Origin of the sequence: Oceanicaulis sp. LC35 (assembly GCF_052055585.1) — a bacterium.
Lineage (GTDB): Bacteria > Pseudomonadota > Alphaproteobacteria > Caulobacterales > Maricaulaceae > Oceanicaulis.
In genome coordinates, this window is sequence record NZ_CP170485.1 from 1488713 (window position 1) to 1511228 (window position 22516).

Sequence of the window (22516 nt, forward strand, 5' to 3'; positions counted from 1 at the left end):
GTTCAAAGCGAACGCCTGACTGAAATGCCTGTGAACAGGAGCAGAATCAAGGCGGACCCTTGCTGTTCCTCCCCCATGAGGCGTAAGAGTGTGCACATGACCGGCCCCTTCAACACCCCCTTCTCCGTCTGGCTCCGTTGGGGCCTGATCGGCGCCGCCACGGGCTTCATCGCCCTTGTCGCCCTGAGCGCCGTCGTCATGCGTGACCAGATTTTCCAGACCTTTCTGGATCCGGGCGTTCCCTTCCAGACTTATGACCGGCCGCCAGCGCCCGATTACACGCAGGATGACGCCTGGGCGGCGCGTCCCGAGGTGCGGTTGGCCGATGAGGCCGGTCACCCGGCCGTCTTTTTCATTCATCCCACCACTTATGACGGCGGATCGCACTGGAACGCGCCCTATGATCGCCCCCAGGAGGCGGTCGAGGTCTCCCAGATCATCCTGCCCAACTATGCCGCGCCGTTTCTGGTTGAGGATGTGCAGCTTTATGCCCCGCGCTACCGACAGGCCTCGCTCTACACCTTCATGAATAACCGCGAGGATTCGGTGCTGGCGCGCGAGCTGGCTCATTCCGACGTCCAGCGCGCCTTCACCCAGTTCCTGCGCGAGCTGGATCCTGAACAACCCTTCTTTCTGGTCGGCGTGGGTCAGGGCGGCGCAATCGGGCTGGATATTCTGGCTCGCCGAGTCGCTAATGATCACGCCGTGCGCCGCCGTCTGATCGCGGCCTACATCATTGAAGCGCCAACACCGCTTGATCTGCTGGCCGGGCCGCTGTCCACCATTCCGGTCTGCACGGATCCGAGCGAGGTCAGGTGTCTTGTGGGCTGGATTGCAGTGCGTCCTGAAGAAACAGCCCGTATCGAGGCGATCACCACCCGGTCGCGAGCGATTGATGCCGAAGGTCTGATCAGTCCCATTGAGGACCGGGCTTTGCTTTGCGTGAACCCGGTCCTGTGGACCGCGAACGAGGATTACGCGCCTGCGCGTCTTCATAAGGGCGCAGCGGCGGCGGAGGAGCTTAGCCTCAGTGACGCGCCCTCACCCATGACCAACCAGACCGGCGCGCAATGTCAGAGCGGCCTGCTGATGATTGATCAGCCACGCGCCAGCGCCCTGCGTCGCCCCGGTCGGCTGGCGGAAGACCGCCGTGTACGTCCGGCCAACCTTTTCTACATGGACATACGTGCGAACGCTCAGACGCGTCTGGACACGCTGCAGGCGATCCTGGCGGATGAGGCGCGATATGCGCCGCCGCTTGACGCTCCGGTGGAAGTCGAGGTCGCCCCGATCACGCCGATTGACGGCTAGGTCTCGCGACGCAGCTTGTTGACGATGTTGGTGGTGGACAGACCATCCATCAGGGGCGCGAGCACGATCTCGCCACCGATTTTGCGCATGAAGTCTGCACCCGGCAGCTCGTCCGCCACATAGTCAGCACCCTTGATCATGACATGGGGCGCGACTTCCTCGATCAGGGCAGCGGGCGTGTCTTCTTCAAAGATCACAACCCGATCGACCATTTCGAGCGAGGCCAGCATGGTGGCCCGGGTCATCTCGTCATTGATGGGCCGGTTCTCGCCCTTAAGCCGCTTGACCGAAGCATCAGCGTTGAGCCCGACAATCAACCGGTCACAGACCGACGCCGCATGGCGCAGCACCGACAGATGGCCGGGGTGCAGAAGATCAAAGCAGCCATTAGTGAAACCCACCTTCAGGCCGTTCTGACGCCAGTCTTTTGAAAGCTTGGCCATGGCCGGACGGGACATGATCCGCCAGTCCGGCGCTTCCTGACCAGCCTCGGCGGCATCAAGCACTTCTTCAGGCGAGACAGTCGCCGTACCCGGCTTGCCCACGGCGACGCCTGCTGCCAGATCGGCAAACGCCATGGCGTCCTTCAACGGCGCGCCCGCCGCCATGGCGAGCGACAGGCCGGCCAGTGCGGTGTCGCCGGCGCCGGACACATCATAAACCTCGCGCGGACGGGAGCGATGATGATGCACCTCACCAGCCTCATCCAGCAGTGTCATGCCCGCTCCGCCCCGGGTGACCATAACCGCGGTCGTGCGCGGCAATCCGGATTTGAGCGCCTTGAGTGCGTCCGCCGCCGTCTCATCGGACCGGACCGGCAGCCCCGTCTCGGCTTCCAGCTCTCCGGCATTGGGCTTGATGATGCTGGCCCCGTCATAGCGCGAATAATCAGAACCGCGCGGATCGACGCTGACCGGCTTGCCGGCATCCCGTGCGAGCCTGATCGCGTCCTGGACGAGCCCGGGCGTGATAACGCCGCGCCCGTAATCTGAAATTATAAGAATATCAGACTCTTCAAGCGCACTTTTGATGCGCTTCAGCAGGGTCGATTCCGTATCGACATCAATGTCGGCGCCCGGATCGCGATCCACGCAGAACATCTGCTGGTTATTGGAGACGTAGCGGATCTTCGACGGGGTCGGCCGGTTCGGCGTCCGCACCACACCCTCTGCATCACCGCAGGCCGCCTTGACCAGTTCGACTGCAGCCTCGCCATCCGGGTCCGTCCCAGCAACCGAGATCAGGCGGACTTCACCGCCCAGGCTGGACAAATTGCGCGCCAGATTGCCTGCACCGCCCAGCATGGCGGAGCGACGTTTTTCAGACAGGATCGGCACCGGCGCTTCGCGGGAAATGCGATGCGTATCGCCATAGACGAAGCTGTCATAGAGCAGATCGCCCAGCACGACGGCGCGGCGGTTCTGAATGGCGGCCAGGATATGCGCAGCCCGTTCACGCAACATGACGCTCTCCTGAGCGATTAAAGCTGAATGACGGGATTGGATTTGGCCAAAGCGTCAAAGGCCATCAGATCGCGCACTACTTCTTCAAAGCGATGCAGCGGGATCATGTTGGGACCGTCCGACGGCGCATTGTCCGGATCAGGATGGGTTTCCATGAAGACGCCGGCGATGCCCAGCGACACCGAAGCGCGCGCCAGATGCGGCGCGTATTGGCGCTGGCCGCCTGAAGAGCCGCCCTGGCCGCCCGGCTGTTGAACCGCATGGGTTGCGTCCATAACGACGGGCGCGCCGGTCTGCTTCATGATCGGGAAGCTGCGCATGTCCACGACGAGGGTGTTGTAGCCAAAGCTGGCGCCACGCTCGGTGACGACGACATTGGAATTGCCCGCCCCGGTGATCTTGCCGATCACATTGGGCATGTCCCACGGGGCCAGGAACTGGCCTTTCTTGACGTTGATCACCTTGCCGGTTTTCGCCGCCGCGATCAGAAGGTCGGTCTGGCGGCACAGGAAGGCCGGGATCTGGAGGATGTCTGCGGCTTCAGCAACAATGGCGCATTGCTCTTCGGTGTGGATGTCCGTCAGCAGCGGCAGGCCGGTGGTCTCGCGGATCTCGTTGAAAACGTCCATGGAGGCGCTAAGGCCAAGGCCGCGCTGGCCTTTCAGGCTGGTGCGGTTCGCCTTGTCGAACGAGGTCTTGTAGACAAGTTTCACGCCGGTGCGGTCGGCGATTTCCTTCAGCGCCTGAGAGACCTCAAGGCCGTGTTCGCGGCTTTCCAGCTGGCACGGTCCGGCAATGATGGTCAGAGGCTTCTCATTGCCCATTTCCAGAACGCCGCCATGGGGCAGCGGAATTTCAACGACAGTGTTCGGATTCATGAGAAAGCGTCTCCACTTGGCGCTTGATCTTGGGGCGACTGCGTCGAGCCCTGATCCAGAGGATATAAGGCGCCGTATAGCCTGACACCATCCCTCGTCCCAGAACGCGTGCATTCAGTTCCATGACCGACACCCCATCGCCCGTTATTGTCTGGTTTCGACAGGACCTCAGACTGGCCGACAACCCAGCCCTTCAAGCCGCGGCCGCGACCGGTTCGCCCGTCATCCCCGTCTACATTCTTGATGATGAGGCTCCCGGAGCCTGGAAGCCGGGCGGTGCGAGCCGGTGGTGGTTGCATCATTCCCTGAAGTCTCTGGCCGACGATATCAGCCGGCTGGGCGGACGGCTGGTCTTCCTCGACGGGGCCGCCAAGCCTTGTCTGGAGGCGCTCATCTCGGAAACCGGCGCACAGGCGGTGTTCTGGAACCGGCTCTATGAACCCTGGGCGCGAAAGCGGGATGAAGCGATCAAGTCCGCTCTCAATGACAGCGCCATCAAGGCGCGCTCTTTCAACGGGTCCCTGATCGTGGAGCCCTGGGACATCGCCACCAAGACCGGCAATCCCTACAAGGTCTTCACCCCGTTCTGGAAATCACTCAAGGCCGAGCACTCTCCCGCCGAGCCTACCGGGCGGCCTGATCACCTGCGCTTCCACGACGTCAATGCAGGCGTCTGCCTCGATGATCTCGCGCTCCTGCCCACCAAACCGGACTGGGCGGGCGGGATGAGAGCGAGCTGGACGCCGGGCGAAGCGGCGGCGCACGGGCGTCTGGGACAATTCCTGAAAGACGCCGTCACCGACTATTCAGACCGCCGCAATTTTCCCGGCGAGCACGGCACCTCGCGGCTGTCCCCCCATCTTCATTTCGGCGAGATCAGCCCGCGGCAGGTCTGGCATGCGGTGAAGACCTCCGACCATGCGCAAACCCAAGGCGCGGACACCTATCTCAGCGAGATCGCCTGGCGCGAGTTCAGCTATAATCTGCTCTATCATTTCCCCGATCTGCCTGAAGCGAACTTCCAGCCGAAATTTGACGGCTTTGAGTGGGACGAGAACCCGGACGCCTTGAAGGCCTGGCAAAAGGGCCAGACGGGCTACCCCATTGTCGATGCCGGCATGCGCGAGCTTTGGGCCACGGGCTGGATGCACAATCGGGTCCGGATGATCGTGGCGAGCTTCCTGATCAAGGACCTCTTCATCCACTGGCGCGACGGCGAGGACTGGTTCTGGGACACGCTGGTGGATGCCGATCTCGCGAGCAATGCCGCCTCCTGGCAATGGACGGCGGGCTCTGGCGCAGACGCTGCTCCTTATTTCCGGGTGTTCAATCCGGTGGGTCAGTCAGAAAAATTTGATCCGAAGGGTAACTACCTTCGTAAGTGGATACCAGAGCTTGCGGAATTGCCTGACAAGGTCATCCACGCGCCCTGGACGGCAGACCCATCTGTGTTGTCCCGAGCCGGAGTGACCCTGGGCGAAACCTATCCCAAGCCGATCGTGGACCATGGTGAAGCGCGCCAACGCGCCCTCGCCGCTTTTGAAAAGATCAAGGACGCCGGATGAGCCCGAACCTGACCTCTGTGACCGCTCCCGCCCGCATCGCCGTGATTGGGGCTGGCGTGTCCGGTCTCGGCACCGCCTGGGCGATGCGCAATGTCCATGACGTCACCGTCTTTGAAAAACGCGACCGGCTGGGCGGTCACGCCAATACCGTCAGCATCGACTATGACGGCGAGACTCTCGATGTGGACACAGGTTTCATCGTCTTCAATCCGCTGAACTACCCCAATCTGATCGCCCTGTTCGATCATCTGGATGTGGACAGCTTCCAGACCGATATGAGCTTCGGCTTTAGCCTCGACCGACAGTTTGAATGGTCCTCTAACGGTCTCTCAGGGCTGTTCGCGGACCCGTCCAACCTCTTCAATCTGCGCTTTCTGGCCATGCTGCGCGACATCCTGGCCTTCAATCGTCAGGCGCAGCGCGATCTTGAAACCGGCGGGTTTGAGGGGCTGAGCCTCGGCCAGTATCTCGACAAGCTCAAACTCGGCGAGGCCTTCCGGACCCAGTATCTGTTGCCCATGGGGGCTGCGATCTGGTCCACCTCCGAACACGCCATGGCGGACTATCCGGCCGAAACCTTTGTGCGCTTTTTCAAAAACCATCGCCTGATGCACGCCAAGCGCCCCAAATGGCATACGGTCAAAGGCGGCAGCCGCACCTATGTGCATAAGCTGGAAGCAGAGCTGAAAGATGCGAATGTCGCTTTCCGCTCCGAAGCCGTCAGCGTTCGACGGGACGCCTCTGGCGTTTCCATCACCGATGCGACGGGTGAAACCCACCGTTTCGACGAGGTGATCCTCGCCTGCCATTCCGATCAGGCGCTGCGGCTTCTCTCTGACGCGGATGAGAACGAACGCCAGATGCTCGGCGCCATCCGCTATGGCGCGAACGAGGCGGTCCTTCACTGCGACACGACCCTCACCCCGAAACGCAAAGCCGCGCAGGCGGCCTGGACCTATCTGCGTGAAGGCGGAGACGAAGCGGCGGTCACTTATGACATGAACCGGCTTCAGGGCATCCGCTCTGACAAACCGCTGTTTGTGACTCTCAACCCCGTTCGACAGCCGCGCGAGGAGACGGTGTTCGGGCGATATCAGTATGATCACCCGCAATTCAACGCACCGGCTTTGGCCGCCCAACGCATCTTCAATTCCATTCAGGGCGTGCGCCATACCTGGTTTGCGGGCGCCTGGCTGGGTTATGGCTTCCATGAGGACGGCTTCCGCGCCGGCCTGCGTGTCGCGCTGAGGCTGGGTGGTCAGATTCCGTGGGACTTCGTCGAAGGCGACGTGGATGGGGGTCACTGGGCCCGTCCGGCGCCGTACAAGCCCGCCGCCGCCCATATTGCGGCCGAGTAGCATGGCTGAAGCCGCTCCCCCTCCCGGCGCGCTTTACATCGGCAAGACCGTGCATGAGCGTCGCGCGCCTTTCCTGCACCGGTTCAGCTATCGGCTTGGGTCTGTTCTGCTCGATCTCGACCGTCTGTCTGCAGCCGGTCGTCTCAGTCGGTTCTTTTCGGTGGAGAAGTTCAACCTCTACAGCTTTGAACCCAGGGACCATGGTCCGAGGGACGGTAGCGATCTGTCTCTCTGGGCGCGCGCCCTGCTGTCAGAACACGGCATAGCACTGAGTGAAGAGGACACGATCGAGCTTTTGAGCGCGCCCCGCGTGCTGGGTTATCAGTTCAATCCACTGTCGATCTACTTCGCGTCAGGCGCGGATGGGCGGCTCAAGGGTGTGATCTATCAGGTCCACAACACCTTTGGTGACAGCCATTGCTATGTGGCGAAGGCGCAGGACGGCGCACTCCAGACCCATGACGCAGACAAGGTCTTCCATGTCTCGCCCTTCTTTGACCGGGCGGGCCGGTACGAGTTCACCCTGCGTGAACCGGATGAGCGCTTTCACCTGACCATCTTCAAGCAGCGTGAGGACGGCCCGGATTTCCTCGCCACCATGGCGATGAAACGCGAGGCGCTGAGCACGCCGCGGTTGCTGCATCTGTTCCTGACCCAGCCCTTTTCGAGCCTGAAAACCATCCTCGCCATCCACTGGGAGGCGCTGCGCTTGTGGATCAAGGGCGCGGTCTATCACAGCCGTGACGCCAGCCATCCCGAAGCCTCTCAGGCCCATACTGTTTCCCGGACCGAACGCCCTGGATTTGGCGTAGGCCCGAATTAATTGTAAACTTAGCGTTATACGCGAGTGCGTAACCGACGGAGCCGCCAATGACCGACTTCGCCGCCGACCCGCTGGTGCGGGCTGACTCATCGGCTGTTATCGACCGCCTCAAGGGTGTGCCGCGCGGGGTTCGTTTGACCTTGCGACTGCTGCTCAAGTTGAAAGTCGGAAGCCTGACTGTCCGCCTGCCGGACGGCCGGGCTGTCCAGTTCGAAGGACGACGACCCGGCCCTGACGCAGTCATGGAGCTGAACAACTATTCCGTAGTCCGCAAGGTGATTTCCGGCGGCGATGTGGGCTTTGCCGAAAGCTATATGGATGGTGACTGGACGACGCCCGATCTGGCGGCGGTCCTGACTGTCTTTTCAGCCAATCTCGACGAAATGGCTCATATCACCCGCGGCGGTCCAATCACGCGCTTCTTTCACTGGCTCTACCATCTGAGCCGGTCGAATACGAAGGCCCAGGCGCGCAAGAACATCGAGGCCCATTACGATCTGGGCAACGACTTCTATGCGCTCTGGCTGGACGAGACGATGACCTATTCGTCCGCCCGCTTTACCCACGCGACCGCCTCGCTCAAGGACGCCCAGACCGAGAAATACGCGGCGCTGGCGCGATCCATGGATTTGCAATCCGACCATCATGTGCTGGAGATCGGCTGCGGCTGGGGCGGGTTCGCCGAATACGCCGCCGGTGAAATCGGCGCTCAGGTGACCTGCCTCACTCTGTCGCCTGCACAGCGCGATTACGCCATCGCCCGCATGGAGCGTCTCGGCCTGTCAGACAAGGTCGAGATCAAGCTTCAGGATTATCGTGACGAGACTGGGGTCTATGATCGCGTCGCCTCGATCGAGATGTTCGAAGCTGTGGGGCAGGAATTCTGGCCGAGCTTTTTCTCGAAGGTCTCTGACGTGCTCAAGCCGGGCGGTAAGGCGGGCCTTCAGATCATCACTATTCGGGACGATCTTTTCGAGACCTATTCCAAGCGCGCCGATTTCATCCAGCGCTACATCTTCCCCGGCGGCATGATGCCCAGCGTCGAGAAGCTGGAAGACTGCTTCAAAGACGCTGCACTGGATCTTCAGAAGACCGATCAGTTCGGTCTCGACTATGCCGACACGCTGAAAATCTGGAAAGAACGCTTCAACGACGCCTGGTCCACCATCAAGCCCATGGGCTTTGACGACCGGTTCAAATGCATGTGGGATTTCTATCTCGCCTATTGCGAGGCGGGGTTCCGGACCGGCCGCATTGATGTGGGCCAGTTCACGGTCTCACGCCGCTAGGTGCGCACTCTGATCAAGGAAAAGCCCGCTTTCGAGCGGGCTTTTCTCATTCTGGCGGTTTGTTCCAGCCGGTCTGTTTGCGAACAAGCGCAATGTGCCAGTCTCGCGGCAAGGCATAGATCAGCTTGAGCGCCCAGGTGAAGCGCTTGGGAAAGGTGATCTCGAACCCTTTCCGGCCCATCCCTTTGCAGATACGGGCGGCGGCGATCTCGGCGCTGACCATGAAGGGTTTGGGAAAGGCGTTATCATCCTGAGCCGGGGTATCCACGAAACCGGGCGTGACGCATTGGACAAGAACTCCATACCGATGAAGCTCGATCGCCAGCCCCTCGGCCATGTTCAGAAGCCCGGCCTTGGTTGCGCCATAGGCGGTCGAGGTGGGCATGCCGCCAAAGGCGGTCGCGGATGAGACGATTACGATCTGACCCGACCGGCGCTCGCACATACGAGGGGTCAGCGCACAGACACAGGCCGCTGCGCCCTTGAGATTGACGTCAAATGTCCTGGCGTAATCCTCAAAGGACGGGCTCTCGGCGTTGATGGAGATATAGACCCCGGCGTTCAGAACAGCGCGGGCGATCGGACCGTGATCGGCTTCGATCCGCGTGACCGTCTCTGCGACCGCCTGATCGTCGGTGATATCCACGGCATAGGCGAAAACCTTGCCCGGATGCTTGTCCGCCAGAGCTTTGAGCTTGTCCTCACTGCGGGCTGAAATGGCGACGCGCCAGCCCTCGTTCACCAGATCCGCGACCAGCGCTTCGCCAATGCCGGAACTGGCTCCCGTCAGCCAGCAAACGCCATCGATGGGTTTTGCAGGTTCAGGCGTGCTCATGTCGGTCCTCATTGCTCGATGCCGATGCGTTTGAAAAAGCGGTGGCTGTCGCCCCGGACAGCTTCGCGCTTTTCATCACTCATCCGGTCTAGGGTCTTGTAGATCATGGATAAACGGTGATTGCCGCGCAGCAGTTCTTCGTTCTCCATCAAGAAATTCCAGTAGAGATAATTGAGCGGGCAGGCCTTGGGGCCGTTCTTCTTGCTCACCGCATAGCTGCAGCCTTTGCAGTGATCGCTCATCTTGTTGATATAGCTGCCGGAGGCCGCATAAGGCTTGGTGGCCATCAACCCGCCATCGGCGAACAACGCCATGCCATGCGTGTTCGGCGCTTCCACCCATTCATAGGCGTCGGCATAGACCGCAAGGTACCACGCGTTGACCTCACGGGGATCAATACCGGCCAGAAGCGCGAAATTGCCCGTCACCATGAGGCGCTGAATGTGATGCGCATAGGCGTGTTTGCGTGTGGTGGTCACGACATCGCGGACACAGGCCATTTCGGTGTCGGCGGTCCAGTAGAAGTCGGGCAGCTTGCGATGGGCCTCAAGCGCATTGCGCTCAAGATAGTCGGGCATGAAGCGCCAATAGATCCCACGCGCATATTCTCGCCAACCCAGGATCTGACGGATAAAGCCCTCCACCGCATTCAGAGGCGCATGGCCCTGCCTGTAGGCGGTTTCCACCTTGCGGCAGACCTCCAGTGGATCAAGCAGGCCGGCATTCATGTAGAGCGCGAGCACGGAATGGAAGAGGAAGGCCTCGCCCTGTTTCAGCGCGTCCTGATAGTCGCCAAAGCACGGCAAACCCTGCGTGATGAATCCGTCGAGCTGAGCGCGCGCGTCTTCTTCCGTCACCGCATATCCAAAAGGCTCAAGATCACCAAAATGATCGGCGAACCGATCCCCGACCAGCGTCAGCACATCGCGCGTCATTTCGTCGGGTTCAACAAAGGCACGGTCTGGAAGGCTCACATCCTCAGGCAGCGCCTTGCGATTATCCTTGTCGAAATTCCACTGACCGCCTTCGGGTTCGTCCCCGACCATGAGAAGCCCGGTCTCTCGTCGCATCTCGCGATAGAAATATTCCATCGTCAGGCGCTTGCGCCCTTCGGCCCAGGCGTTGAACCGGTCGAGCGTGCAGATGAAGCGATCGTCGCGGCGAATTCGAACGGGGAGACCGAGCTGGTCTGACCATGTCTCGAACTCGGCTTTGAGGCGGTACTCGCCTGGCTCAACCACGACGACCTCTTCATATGAGCCCGCCTTCAGGGCGCGTACCACCTCGCCTTTCAGCGAGCCGCTATTGTCGGGATCATCCAGGCGCACATACCGCACGGCCTTGCCGCCGCCTTCCAGCCGGGACGCGAAATGGCGCATGGCGGAGAAGAGGAAGGCGATCTTCTTCTTGTGGTGAGGGACATAGCCGGTCTCCTCGGCCACCTCCGCCATCAATATCAGATCGCCATCGGCATAATCGGCGAGGCTGGCGATGCTGTCGCTCAGCTGGTCGCCAAGCACGAGCCGAAGACGGGGCATCAGCCCTCCAGCGGGTCAGCGCGACGCACATAGCGGATGGTCTGGCCGCGGGCCTCGAACTCACAGCCGGCCCAGCGACCATTTTCGTCATACCAGAGATCCACGGTCAGATCGCTGATCAGGCGATAGCGGCGGGTATTAATCTGCTGGCCATCCGCTTCCAGCATTTCTTCGCCCAGATACTCGACAGTAACATCCAGATCATCGCCGTACTCGGTGTTCAGGATATCGTATTCGCCCGTCTGATAGCCGTGCCAATGAGAGCTTGGCAGGATCGTGAGCGGATATTCGTGCGCGAGAGCGCCGGTCTCCGGAGCTTCGCCCTGTACATCCAGACTGTCGCCATTGCGCGCGGCGGACACCTCGAACCGATCGCCGTCTTTGAGGGTTTCAGAGCGCAGTCCGACAAGCTGGCCATCCCGCCAGCGTTCGGTGGACTGGTGCTCATAACGGAACACGGTGATCGGTCCCAGACCGGCGCGAAGCTCGATGTCGATGGACACCAGAAGATCTTCGCCATCCCGACTGAAATTCACCGCATGCGTGCCAAAGGGCGTGTCGCCGTTGCGATAGACATCAAAAACAATGGCTTCGCCGCCCGACGGCATAGGCATCACGGGGCCATCTTCAGTCACCGCAAACGCGGGGGCATTGAGTGCAAGACAACCGCTCGCAGCGATCAGGACAGTTCTCAGCACAACTGGCTCCTTTATCTCAGCGTGTCAGTTTCGATCCCAGCCCAGCATCAGGCTCGCCATTGCGACGACCGGATGCGTGAAGCGCAGGCGTCCCATCTCAACCGTCAGACAGATGCAGGGACCGTCAACATGGGCGCGCGGATTATGGGTCAGCTCTGAGTCCGCATGACAGACATCGCCGCGGAAGTAGTCCGCATGGCCGTCATTGAAACCGCCATCCAGCACCAGCGTCAGCTCTTCTGCGTCATGGGTGTGCTCCGCCACCCCACGTCCCGGCGGCAAACGAAGAAGACGCACGCGAATGCCCTCTTCTTCCAGGAGCTCGATTGGCATTTCCTGTACGCCGCCAATCTTGTTTTCCCAGATCGGGTGGGGGTGATCATCGAGAATGCGCCGCAAGGCGCTCGGCATCGCCGCAAACAGCCCTTGCGGCGCGTCTTGCCCGCTATCCTCCGGCGCATCAGCAAAACCGCCCAGCTCCCGGGCAATGGCGTCAAAGGCGCCAGCCCTCAGGGCCACAGGCTCGGTATCTTCGAGCAAGGCGCCCATGACCTGCTCAGCCTGATTAAGCGTGCGAAAGGCGTCCGAATTCATCTCGGCATGGCAGGCCGCCAGGACTTGCACCGCCTTCGGCGCGGCGCCGCTGGCCACGTCCACCATCCAGGGAGCGTCAAGCAGGCTCATTCAGGGATACTCCACTACCATGTTCCCGTTTACGGATCCGGGACCGGAATGGATCACGCCTGCGCTAAGTCGCTGCTGTTTTATTGCAGCGGACCGACCCAGCTCCTAATTTGACGGCACATCGTCAAATGAGGTTCGCCATGTCCTTCCGCCCTGCTCGCTCCGTCATCGACCTGATTGGCGACACGCCGCTTGTTCGTCTGAACAAGGTGTCCGACGAAACGGGCTGCGAAATCCTGGGCAAGGCGGAGTTCATGAACCCCGGCGGCTCTGTGAAGGACCGCGCCGCGCTCGGCATCATTCGCGCCGCCGAAGCCAGCGGCGCACTCAAGCCTGGCGGCACGATTGTGGAAGGCACGGCGGGCAATACCGGCATTGGCCTGGCCATGGTCGGCCGGGCGCTGGGCTATAAGGTCGTGATCGTCTTCCCGCGTACGCAATCGCGTGAGAAAGCCGCCGCCATCCGCCTGATGGGTGCGGAGCTGATCGAGGTGGATGCGGTCCCCTACGCCAACCCCAATCACTATGCCCGGTATTCCGGAACCCTGGCGGAAGAACTCAACAAGACCGAGCCCCATGGCGCGATCTGGGCGAACCAGTTTGACAACACCGCCAACCGCAAGGCGCACGCCGAGACGACCGGCCCCGAAATCTGGGAGCAAACCGGCGGCAAGGTGGACGGCTTTGTAGCGGCCGTGGGCTCAGGCGGCACGCTGGCGGGCGTCTCTGACGCGCTCAAGGCGAAGAACAAGGACGTCACCATCGCCCTCGCCGATCCGGGCGGCGCAGCGCTCTACGGCTATTACGCCCATGGCGAACTGAAAGCTGAAGGCACATCCATCACCGAAGGCATCGGCCAGAGCCGGATCACCGGCAATCTGGAAGGCGCTCAGATCGACGAGGCGTTCCGCATCACCGATGAGGAAGCGCTCGGCATTCTCTATGATCTCGTCATGGAGGAAGGCCTGTGCCTGGGCGGATCGGCGGGCGTGAACATCGCCGGCGCAGTGCGTCTGGCGCGCAAGATGGGTCCGGGCCACACCATCGTGACCATTCTGTGTGATCACGGCTCACGCTATCAGTCCAAGCTCTACAATCCGGACTTCCTGCGCGAAAAAGGTCTGCCGACTCCGCCCTGGCTGGATTAGGCCGGCGCTAACGGACGGGCGGCGCATACATCAGGCCGCCCTCCTTCCATTGCGCATTCAGGCCCCGCTCCAGCTGGAGCGGTGAGGCTTCGCCCAGATTGCGTTCAAACAGCTCGCCATAATGTCCGCCAGCCGCGATAGCGCGGCGCGCAAAATCAGCTTCAAGACCAAGACTTGCAGAGATTTCCTCATCCACCTCGAGAAGTCTGCGCACTTCCGGACGATTGGAGATCTCGTTCTCATCGAGCGCCTGGAGCTGGGTGACGCCGTACTCTTCGGCTGCGATCAGGGAGGTCAACACCCATTCCACCGCCATGGCGAAGGCGTCGTCATCATCCTTCACCACAGGCGCAAGCGGCTCTTTGGAGATCACGTCCGGCAGCACCATGTGACGCTCCGGCTCGCTCAACGAACGACGGAAGCCCGCCAGCCGCGAGACATCACTGGTGAACGCATCACATTGCCCCGCCTCATAGGCCGTCCGGGCGTCCGCCACGGTTTCAACTGAGACGATGGTGAAGGTCAGGCCATAGCGTTCGGCATAGTCTTCCAGGTTCAGGGCGCTCGTGGTTTCAGGCTGCACGCAAATACGCGCGCCGCTCAGTTCTTGCGCCGACGTCAGGCCCAGATCAGCCGGGGTCAGAAAGCCCTGCCCGTCATAGTAATAGATCCCGGAAAACCGGACGCCCTGGCGGGTCGCCCGCGACAGCGTCCAGCTGGTATTGCGCAGCAGGATATCGACTTCGCCGTCACGCACGGCCCGGAACCGGTCCAGCGTCGTGGTGGGGACAAATTCGGTACGGTCAGGATCGTTCAGGAAGGCGGCGGCGTAGGCGCGGCACAAATCGACCTCGAACCCGCTCCAATTGCCGGTTTCATCGGTCTGGGCGAATCCCACAAGTCCGGTATCGACGCCGCATCGCAGCACGCCGCGCCGTTGCACCTCATCCATATGAGAGGAGACTGCGGCGTCTACATCAGAGTGTGAAACTGCGAAACCCAATGCAAACGCCGCAGCGCCCTTGGCCAGGCGACGCGGGTCCATCAGGTCGAACAAAGACGCTGGCGTCATCGGTCCAACCGCCTTACATGCTGAAATCCAAGCCTCAGGTGTAACGAAGAGAAGGGAGCGCGTCGACATGAAACGCGACACCCGACTGATCCATTCCGGTCAGCCCCGCCGTAGCGATGATCTGGTCAACCCGCCGATCGAGCGCGCCTCGACCGTCGTCGCCCCCTCCACGGCAGAGCTCTATAATCCGACACCGCCACGACGCCATTACGGACGCGGCGGACTGAGCCCGAACCACGAACTGCGTGAGGCCATCGGCGCGCTTTATGGCGCGGACCATGTGGCTCTCGCCCAGTCCGGCCTCGCCAGCGTCATTCTCGCGCTGCGCGCGGCTCTGCCCGACACTCCCGCGGGGATGCAGGCGCTGATCACGGACTCCGCCTATGGGCCGGTGCGCCGTTTCTGTGATGAAGAGCTGCCACGCTATGGCGTGACGCCGGTCTATTATGACCCCCGCATCGGCGCAGGCATCGCAGAGCGTCTCGACAAGCCGACCGCCGTCGTGCTGCTCGAAAGCCCCGGCTCCCTGACCTTTGAGGTTCAGGACATCGCCGGCATCGCCAAGGCGGCTCGTTCAGCTGGCGCTGCGAGCGTCATTGATGACACCTGGAGCGCGGGCGTCCTGATGAACCCGCTGGAGCTGGGCGTCGAGTATGCGGCCCAGGCCCTGACCAAGTATGTGGGCGGGCATTCAGACTTGCTGATGGGCGCTGTCGCCGCCAAGGGCGACGCCGCCGCGCGCCTGAAGGACAAGGACGTTCTGTTTGGCGGCCATGTCTCCCCCGACGACGCCTATCTGTGCCTGCGCGGGCTTCGGACTCTGTCGCTGCGGCTGGAGCGCTCCGGCGCATCCGGTCTCGCCATCGCCAGACAGCTTGATGCCCATCCCAAAGTGTCACGCGTCCTGCACCCGGGCCTTGAGAACCATCCCGACCATGCCCTGTTCAAAAGCCAGTTCAATGGTTCATCGGGCTGCTTTGCGTTTGTGCTGAACGGCATTGAGGCGCGAGAGAGCGAGACGATCGCCGAATCCTGTCATCTGTTCCGTCTGGGTTTCAGCTGGGGCGGCTATGAAAGCCTGATCTTACCCTGTGACCGGCAGATCCGTCGCACCGCTGTGCCGTGGAAGGCCGAGGGTGCGCTTTTGCGCCTGTCGATCGGTCTAGAGGATGCGGACGACCTGTGGGCGGACCTGGCTCAAGCCCTGGGCTGAGCCGGCCCGCCCTCAAGGCTTAGCCGTGCACTTCCAGCAGCGGCACCCGTGAGGCGCGCAGCGCCGGGAAGAAGCCGCCGAACAGGCCAACGACGAGGGCGAGGATCACCCCGCTGATCACCGACTGGATCGTCACGGCGAAAGAGAAGACCACCTGGGTGAAGCTTCCGCCCATGGTCGAGGCGCTGACCCCGTCAAAGACGAAATAGGTGATCAGAGCGCCCACCAGCCCACCAATGAAGGCGAGCATCAGGGATTCCACCAGCGTGCCGACAAAGGCGGCGAAGCCCGAGAAGCCCAGCGTCCGCAGGGTGGCGATTTCCCGCACCCGAGAGTCCACCGAGGCGTACATCGCGTTCCAGGCCCCGGCGAGCGCGCCGACCGCCATGATGATCGCCAGCGGCCAGCCCAGATACATGATCAGGTTGGACAATCCGCCAGCGGACTGGGCGAAGAAATCCTTCTCGGTGGTCACATCCAGATCCAGCCGCGGCTCGTTCTCGGCGTACTCCTGGAGTTCAGCGAGGCCGTTATCACCGTCCAGCTGGACACGGATCGACTGATAGCTGGCGCCACGATTGTAGAGGTTCTGCACCGTGCCGATATCGGCCCAGATCTCAGAATCAAAGACCGAGCCGCCGGTCGAGAAGATCCCCACAATGCGCCACTCATTCGGGCCCATCCGGATGGTTGTGTTGAGATCAAAGCCGGAAAACTCCCGGATCACGCCTTCGCCCACGACAATCTCGTTGGAGCCTTCGGCGAACATGCGCCCTTCCACAAGCTGGAAGTTCTCGCGCAGGCGCGGCGCCATCTCGTCCACCCCGCGCAGGGACAGGCTGGCGTCATTGCCGGTCGAACGCTTGGTGGCGTCCGTGATCACATACAGCTCGGCCGACAGAATGGCGTTGCCGTCTGCATCCCGGGCAACGCCGGGCGCGGTCTCGATCAGGCGAACCGTATCCCGTCCGAAGCCGGAATTGAGCTCGGCCTGAGCGCCGGACCGCAGAATGACAGCAATGCTTTCAGAGCCTGTGCCGCTGACCGTGGCGCGAAAGCCGTTGGCCATGGCGAGAAAGCCCAGAAGGACGCCCACGACGAGCGCGATAGACAGGATTGTCGCCAACGACATGCCCCAGCGTTGCGGGATGGAGCGCAGATTGATCGAGGTAACCGCTGCTATTTGAGAGAACATCTGCTTACTCCTTGCCGAGCGCGTCGACGATTTTCAGACGCATGGCGTTCAGCGCCGGAACAAAGCCCGTGATGAGGCCAAAGGCGATCATCAGACCAATCGCCTGCATCCAGGTCTTTTGACCCACGCCGAGCCCAGGCAGCTGACCGTCTGCAAAGCCGGCGATGAGCTTGAGCAGGAGCACGGCAAGGCCCAAGCCCAGAAGGCCGCCCACAAGGCTCAGCAATACCGATTCAGACAACACATGGGTGAAGATGCGAGAGGACGAGAAGCCCAGCGTCTTCATGACGCCTACTTCCTTGGTCCGCTCATTGATCGCCATCACCATGGTGGTGCCCACGATCATCAGGATGGTGGCGAAGGCGGCGCTGACCACCAGAGACAGGATCAGCCCGATATTGCCCAGTTGTTCAATGAAGGCCTGGGAGAACGCCGCTTCGGTCGTGGTCTCGGTTTCCGCAGGTGAGTTGGCGAACATCTCGTCAATGCTTTGGGAAACGGCGTCATTGAGGGCCGGATCCCCCGTCAGCATGATCAACCAGCCGATCTGGTCGCGATTGAACGCCAGCGCTTCGTTGTAATAGTCATACTGCATCAGCAGATAGTTGGTCGGGATGTTCTGATCCGCCGTCGTCATGACTGAACAGACCTCCACATCCCAGGCGCTGGAGCCATCATTCTGACGCCAGATATTCGAGCTGAGCGGAAAACGATCGCCGACGCTCCAGCCATACTGTTCTGCGAGGTCCTCGCCAACCGCCACACAGTCGCGTCGCTCTGACAGGGCGGCACGCGCTTCGTCTGACACCTCCAGTTCGGGATAGACGACCAGATAGCTGTCCATATCCACGACGAAGGCCTGCACGAAGTTTCGCACATCCTGATAATAGCCGCCGAACCAGGAGGCGTGGGTGACGGCCTGAACGCCGTCCACACCCTGAACCCGGCCCCAATAGGCGAAGGGCATGGTCTGGGTGAAGTTGATCTTGTTCACCGTCACCAGCCGGTCCGCCCGTGACAGCTCTTCAGAGGAGTTGAGCACGCGGTCAATGGAAGACAACGCGCCGAAAATCAGGAAGGCCGTCATGATCGACAGGATCAGAAGGATCGCGCGGGTTTTCTTCCTGAACAGGGATTTGCGTATGAGCGTGAGGTCATTCATGCCATCGCCCCCGATTCAACGAAGCGGCCCTTATCCAGATGCAGCTCACGACGGGCGTATTTCGCGGCCGCCGGGTCGTGGGTGACCATGACGATGGTTTTGCCGAGCTCGGAATTCAGCAGCTGCAGCGTTTCAAGGATTTCATCCGCCGTCGCGCGATCAAGGTCACCGGTCGGCTCGTCGCAAAGCAGCACGTCCGGGTCCGCCACGAGAGCGCGGGCGATGGCGACACGCTGCTGCTGACCGCCAGACAGCTGCCGCGGACGGTGCTTGGCGCGTTCGGCCAGTTTCACCACTTCAAGCGCGGTCTGGACCCGGCGCTTGCGCTCCTTGCCGGACAGGTTGGTCAGCAGAAGCGGCAACTCAACATTCTGCGCGGCGGTCAGCGTCGGCATCAGATTGTAAAACTGGAAGATGAAGCCCACATGGCTCGAGCGCCATTTGGCGAGCTTGGCCTGGCTGAGATTGTCGATCCGCAAGCCGTTGCAGACCACCTGCCCGCCCGAGGGCTTGTCGATGCCGCCCAGAAGGTTGAGCAAGGTCGTCTTGCCCGAGCCTGACGGCCCCATGATCGCGATGAAGTCGCCGCGATTTATGGTCATGGTCAGGTCTTCAAAGATCGCGACGCTTTCCTTGCCGCGGGTATATTTCTTTGAAAGATCGGTGAGTTCGTAGAGCACTTCGGTCATGATCTGTCCCTATCGCCTTGTGCTGGGATCGAATGTTCAGTTGTCGTCGAGAAAGGTCACCCGCGCGGCCATGTCCGGCAGGATGCGCGCATCGCGTTCGCCAAGCGCAACGCGGACCCGAATGGTGGCGCGTGCGCGGTCTGCGGTCGGGATGATCGCTTCGACGCGGGCGGGAATGCGCCAGTCGGGATAGGCGTCAAGAATGGCTTCAACCTGTTGGCCGGCGCGGACGCGCTGGATCTGGCCTTCATTCACGTCCACTTCGAGCTCAAGGCTCTCCATGTCCACCAGGGTCGCAATGCCGGTCCGGGTGAATCCGCCGCCGGCTGAAACCGGCGACAGGATTTCACCCACCTGCGCATTCTTGGCGATGACGACGCCGCCAAACGGCGCGCGGACTACATGGCGGTCCACATAGTCACGCTGGCTGCGCACCCGCACCTGAGCGGCGGCGAGATCGGCGCGCGCGGCGCTGAGCTGGGCGCGCAGGCTGTCCACCTGGGCTTGCTCGGCGGTGCGGCGGGAATCGGTCGCATAGCCTGAATCAATCAGCCGTTCGGTCCGCTCAAGCACCGTGCGCGCTTCGGCCAGTTGTGCGGCCAGAGCCCGCGCGCGTTCATTGGAGGCTGCTTCCTGCGCTTCAAACAGATCCAGATCGATCTGCGCGCGGTCATCATCGAGATAGGCGAGCACCTCGCCCTCCTCGACCACCGCGCCCTCCTCGATCAGAACGTCGCGAATTCGGCCGGTGATCTCGGCGGATACGGTCGCCTGACGACGCGCCACCACATAACCGGAGGCCACAAGTCCAGAGCTGGGCGCCGGACGCGCAGCGGGCGCGGGAGAGGCCGGGCTCGCCGTCTCCGTCTGAGCGGTCTGGGCGGCGACGGGACGCTCTGCTTGCGTGGCAGGCGCAGCTTCGGGGCGCGGCATCAGGAACCAGGCCGCGCCGGCGCCTGCTCCGCCCGCCAGGACAATCGCAATCACAAGCGCCGCCCAACCCGGCCCTCCTGATCCCTCACTGGCGTCGCTGCGATTGATCGTCAGCGAGTGCAATTGCTCGGTGCGTTGGTCAGTCATGCGTCTTGCCCCCTGTGCGCTGGTCGCGCGAGCAGTGTATCACTTCAAAAGACAGGTGAGAGCGATTTCGGACTCTGTCAGCCGGTCCCCGTATGCTCCATGGATACGCTCGCACCCTCGTTCTGTGTTAGTGACAGGTGTCACCCGGCGCGATTTGCGTTCAAAGACGGCAAATAATCACCCCGAAGTGTTGCGTTGCAGCAAGGGCCGTGTCAGAGCACGCAGCCAAGTTGCAGCCCTTTGGCGCAACCGTGTCCCACTCATCTGGAAGAACCGTCATGGTCAAAGCCACCCTGAGCGCGCTCGCCAATCGTCTGTCCCTGACCAGCAATGATGCCAGCCTGTCGCTCAAGGACCCGCAACGGCTGAAAACCGAGATCCTGGCGGGTCTGACCGTGGCGCTGGCGCTGGTGCCCGAAGCGGTCGCCTTCGCCTTCGTGGCGGGTGTGCACCCGCTGGTGGGACTCTACGCCGCCTTCATTGTCGGGCTGGTGACTGCCGTGATCGGGGGGCGTCCCGGGATGATTTCAGGCGCGACTGGCGCACTCGCAGTGGTGATGGTGGCGCTCGTGGCCGAGCATGGCGTGGAATACCTCTTCGCCACAGTCGTCCTCATGGGCGTGCTCCAGCTTGGCGCGGGCATCTTCAAGCTGGGCAAGTTCATCCGCCTCGTGCCGACGCCCGTGATGCTGGGCTTTGTGAACGGCCTCGCCATCGTGATCTTCATGGCCCAGCTGGGTCAGTTCAAAGTCCCGGGTTCCGAGCACGCCAGCGGCGGTCATGGCATGGCGGGCGGGGAATGGCTCAGCGGCATGCCCCTGATGCTCATGCTGGGGCTTACGGCCCTGACAATGCTGGTGATCTGGGGACTACCGAAACTCACCAAGGCGATCCCCGCCCCGCTCGCAGGCATCGCCATAACCGCCGCCATCGTCATCGGCTTCGGCCTCGACGCCCCGCGCGTGGGTGATCTCGCCAGCATCCAGGGCGGACTTCCGACCTTCCACATCCCGATGGTCCCGCTCGATTTCGAGACCTTGAAGATCATCTTCCCTTACGCGGTGATCCTCGCTGCGATCGGCCTGATCGAGAGCCTTCTGACGCTCAACCTTGTGGGCGAGCTGACAGGCAAGCGCGGCGGCGCGTCCCAGGAATGCGTGGCGCAAGGCGCTGCGAACGTCATCACCGGTTTCTTTGGCGGCATGGGCGGTTGCGCCATGATCGGTCAGTCCATGATCAATGTTCAGTCCGGCGCGCGAACCCGGCTTGCAGCGATCATGGCGGCGCTGTTCCTGCTCAGCTTCATCCTGTTCGCTTCACCGCTGATCGAGCAGATCCCGCTGGCGGCGCTGACCGGCGTGATGTTCATGGTGGTGATCGGCACCTTCGCCTGGAACTCCTTCCGCATCATGCTGAAGATCCCGCGCTCGGACGCGCTGGTGATCATCCTCGTGACGGTGGTGACGGTGCAGTACGACCTCGCGGTCGCCGTGGTGGCGGGCGTGATCGTCTCGGCGCTGGTCTACGCCTGGCGGTCGGCCAAGCGTTTGCACATCTCCGCCCATGACAGCCATACCGTGCCGGGCGCGAAAACCTATGAGCTTGATGGGCCGTTGTTCTTCGCCTCGACCGATAATTTCAGCGAGCTTTTTGACATCGAGAACGACCCCGATGTGGTGATCGTGGACTTCAAACGCTCGCGGGTCGTCGACCAGTCCGCCCTGCAGGCGATCGAGGACTTGGCCCTAAAATATGAGTCCAAGGGCAAGGAGCTGCGCCTGCGTCACCTGTCGCGGGACTGCCACCAGCTTCTGACCAAAGCCGGTCAGCTGATGATCGATTCCGATGATGATCCCGATTATCAGGTGGCGGCGGACTATTCCGTACGCACCGGCGCGTTTGGCGGCGGTCACTAGTCTCCGGACCGGGACGATCGTCCCATCAGCCAGTAGACGGCGTCGTGGCGCTCTTCAAACAGGCGCATCTCGACAGCGCCGCCGCCGGTGGGAAAGAAGCGCGTCCAGGCGGTCACGGTTTCGCGGATTGCATCACTGACGCCGTAAAAGGCGTTGAACTGGCGCGTGCGGGACTTGTCACCGAAATCGCGCGTACGATGATTGGCGAAGCTCACCAGATCAGCAGATTGCAGCGTGGTTTGCTCAACTTCGGAGAGGTTGACCAGGGCGCGCCCATGGCTCGAAATCCGGCCACTGACCATATAGGTCATGGCCTCACGCACCGCATCCACGTCCATGACGGGCGGATAGATCACCTCAAGGATGTCGCGATCTTCATGGAAGATGAAGCGCAGGCGCCCCCGCCCTTCATGCGTCTCGTCAGACATGACTGCCCCCGTGCCTTCAGCCCATGGCGACCCCGGTAGGACTCGAACCTACAACCGTCGGATTAGAAGTCCGGTGCTCTATCCAGTTGAGCTACGGGGCCTGACCGTTGTCCTCATTAAAGCGGAACGCCGCATCCTGTGAAGACGCGGCGTTGCAGCAAAGGACAGGAT

Annotated in this window: 20 protein-coding genes and 1 tRNA gene; 8 read left to right on the forward strand and 13 right to left on the reverse strand. The window is 61.8% G+C overall.

Translation table 11 applies throughout. The features are described from left to right. Positions 1-96: 96 nt before the first annotated feature. A complete protein-coding gene (locus ACFELO_RS07010; protein ID WP_440959821.1) occupies positions 97-1311 on the forward strand; it encodes a DUF3089 domain-containing protein in 1215 nt (404 codons plus the stop codon). Here ACFELO_RS07010 and rfaE2 read toward each other — a convergent pair. After that, entirely contained in the window at positions 1308-2774 is a 1467-nt protein-coding gene (gene rfaE2 / locus ACFELO_RS07015) for a D-glycero-beta-D-manno-heptose 1-phosphate adenylyltransferase (RefSeq protein WP_440959822.1), read from the reverse strand. The genes ACFELO_RS07010 and rfaE2 overlap by 4 nt on opposite strands. Before the next feature lie 17 nt (positions 2775-2791). After that, entirely contained in the window at positions 2792-3652 is an 861-nt protein-coding gene (gene kdsA / locus ACFELO_RS07020; protein ID WP_440959823.1) for a 3-deoxy-8-phosphooctulonate synthase, read from the reverse strand. A gap of 122 nt (positions 3653-3774) precedes the next feature. Between kdsA and ACFELO_RS07025 the strand changes: the two genes are divergently transcribed. Genes ACFELO_RS07025 through ACFELO_RS07040 form a run of 4 tightly spaced genes read left to right on the forward strand, consistent with a single transcriptional unit; the run spans position 3775 to position 8687 of the window. Further along, positions 3775-5217: a cryptochrome/photolyase family protein gene (locus tag ACFELO_RS07025; protein ID WP_440959824.1), complete on the forward strand. Its 1443-nt coding sequence runs from the start codon at positions 3775-3777 to the stop codon at positions 5215-5217. After that, positions 5214-6575, forward strand: a complete 1362-nt coding sequence (locus tag ACFELO_RS07030; RefSeq protein WP_440959825.1) for an NAD(P)/FAD-dependent oxidoreductase — start codon at positions 5214-5216, stop codon at positions 6573-6575. The genes ACFELO_RS07025 and ACFELO_RS07030 overlap by 4 nt, the downstream gene beginning before the upstream one ends. Position 6576: 1 nt before the next feature. Beyond that, complete coding sequence (locus ACFELO_RS07035) at positions 6577-7398, forward strand: DUF1365 domain-containing protein (RefSeq protein WP_440959826.1); 822 nt, start codon at positions 6577-6579, stop codon at positions 7396-7398. A gap of 47 nt (positions 7399-7445) precedes the next feature. After that, positions 7446-8687, forward strand: a complete 1242-nt coding sequence (locus tag ACFELO_RS07040) for a class I SAM-dependent methyltransferase (protein ID WP_440959827.1) — start codon at positions 7446-7448, stop codon at positions 8685-8687. Positions 8688-8733: 46 nt separating this feature from the next. On the opposite strand, the gene ACFELO_RS07045 is transcribed toward ACFELO_RS07040, so the two are convergent. From ACFELO_RS07045 to ACFELO_RS07060, 4 genes are read right to left on the reverse strand one after another with little or no spacing between them, the layout of a single operon-like run. Continuing rightward, a complete protein-coding gene (locus ACFELO_RS07045) occupies positions 8734-9522 on the reverse strand; it encodes an SDR family NAD(P)-dependent oxidoreductase (RefSeq protein ID WP_440959828.1) in 789 nt (262 codons plus the stop codon). Positions 9523-9530: 8 nt separating this feature from the next. Then, positions 9531-11060 (reverse strand): cryptochrome/photolyase family protein, encoded by a 1530-nt coding sequence (locus ACFELO_RS07050; RefSeq protein WP_440959829.1) that lies wholly within the window; start codon positions 11058-11060, stop codon positions 9531-9533. Beyond that, a complete protein-coding gene (locus ACFELO_RS07055; protein ID WP_440959830.1) occupies positions 11060-11758 on the reverse strand; it encodes a DUF6134 family protein in 699 nt (232 codons plus the stop codon). Before ACFELO_RS07055 ends, ACFELO_RS07050 begins: the two co-directional genes overlap by 1 nt. A gap of 24 nt (positions 11759-11782) precedes the next feature. Beyond that, a complete protein-coding gene (locus tag ACFELO_RS07060) occupies positions 11783-12091 on the reverse strand; it encodes a cupin domain-containing protein (protein ID WP_440959905.1) in 309 nt (102 codons plus the stop codon). Positions 12092-12582: 491 nt separating this feature from the next. Here ACFELO_RS07060 and ACFELO_RS07065 point away from each other — a divergent pair, with 491 nt between their 5' ends. Further along, on the forward strand, positions 12583-13590 hold the full coding sequence (locus ACFELO_RS07065; RefSeq protein ID WP_440959831.1) for a cysteine synthase A: 1008 nt from the start codon (positions 12583-12585) through the stop codon (positions 13588-13590). 7 nt (positions 13591-13597) lie between these two features. Here ACFELO_RS07065 and ACFELO_RS07070 read toward each other — a convergent pair whose 3' ends face one another. Further along, a complete protein-coding gene (locus ACFELO_RS07070; protein ID WP_440959832.1) occupies positions 13598-14662 on the reverse strand; it encodes an amino acid ABC transporter substrate-binding protein in 1065 nt (354 codons plus the stop codon). A gap of 67 nt (positions 14663-14729) precedes the next feature. Between ACFELO_RS07070 and metC the strand changes: the two genes are divergently transcribed. Further along, complete coding sequence (metC, locus tag ACFELO_RS07075) at positions 14730-15875, forward strand: cystathionine beta-lyase (RefSeq protein WP_440959833.1); 1146 nt, start codon at positions 14730-14732, stop codon at positions 15873-15875. Between the two features lie 19 nt (positions 15876-15894). Here the strand turns inward: metC and ACFELO_RS07080 are convergent, their stop codons facing one another. The 4 genes from ACFELO_RS07080 to ACFELO_RS07095 are packed head-to-tail and all read right to left on the reverse strand — an operon-like array spanning position 15895 to position 20001. Then, positions 15895-17070 carry an ABC transporter permease gene (locus ACFELO_RS07080; RefSeq protein WP_440959834.1) on the reverse strand — a complete coding sequence of 392 codons (1176 nt, stop codon included), beginning with the start codon at positions 17068-17070 and terminating at the stop codon, positions 15895-15897. 4 nt (positions 17071-17074) lie between these two features. After that, positions 17075-18232: an ABC transporter permease gene (locus ACFELO_RS07085; protein WP_440959835.1), complete on the reverse strand. Its 1158-nt coding sequence runs from the start codon at positions 18230-18232 to the stop codon at positions 17075-17077. Continuing rightward, complete coding sequence (locus tag ACFELO_RS07090) at positions 18229-18921, reverse strand: ABC transporter ATP-binding protein (RefSeq protein ID WP_440959836.1); 693 nt, start codon at positions 18919-18921, stop codon at positions 18229-18231. The genes ACFELO_RS07085 and ACFELO_RS07090 overlap by 4 nt, the downstream gene beginning before the upstream one ends. Positions 18922-18957: 36 nt before the next feature. Beyond that, positions 18958-20001, reverse strand: coding sequence for an efflux RND transporter periplasmic adaptor subunit (locus ACFELO_RS07095; RefSeq protein WP_440959837.1), 1044 nt, complete (start codon positions 19999-20001; stop codon positions 18958-18960). 278 nt (positions 20002-20279) lie between these two features. Between ACFELO_RS07095 and ACFELO_RS07100 the strand changes: the two genes are divergently transcribed. Further along, entirely contained in the window at positions 20280-21917 is a 1638-nt protein-coding gene (locus ACFELO_RS07100) for a SulP family inorganic anion transporter (protein ID WP_440959838.1), read from the forward strand. Here ACFELO_RS07100 and ACFELO_RS07105 read toward each other — a convergent pair. Both ACFELO_RS07105 and ACFELO_RS07110 read right to left on the reverse strand, forming a co-directional pair. Beyond that, positions 21914-22345, reverse strand: coding sequence for a hypothetical protein (locus ACFELO_RS07105; protein WP_440959839.1), 432 nt, complete (start codon positions 22343-22345; stop codon positions 21914-21916). The genes ACFELO_RS07100 and ACFELO_RS07105 overlap by 4 nt on opposite strands. 24 nt (positions 22346-22369) lie before the next feature. Further along, positions 22370-22446: transfer RNA gene (locus tag ACFELO_RS07110), tRNA-Arg, on the reverse strand. Between the last annotated feature and the right edge of the window lie 70 nt (positions 22447-22516).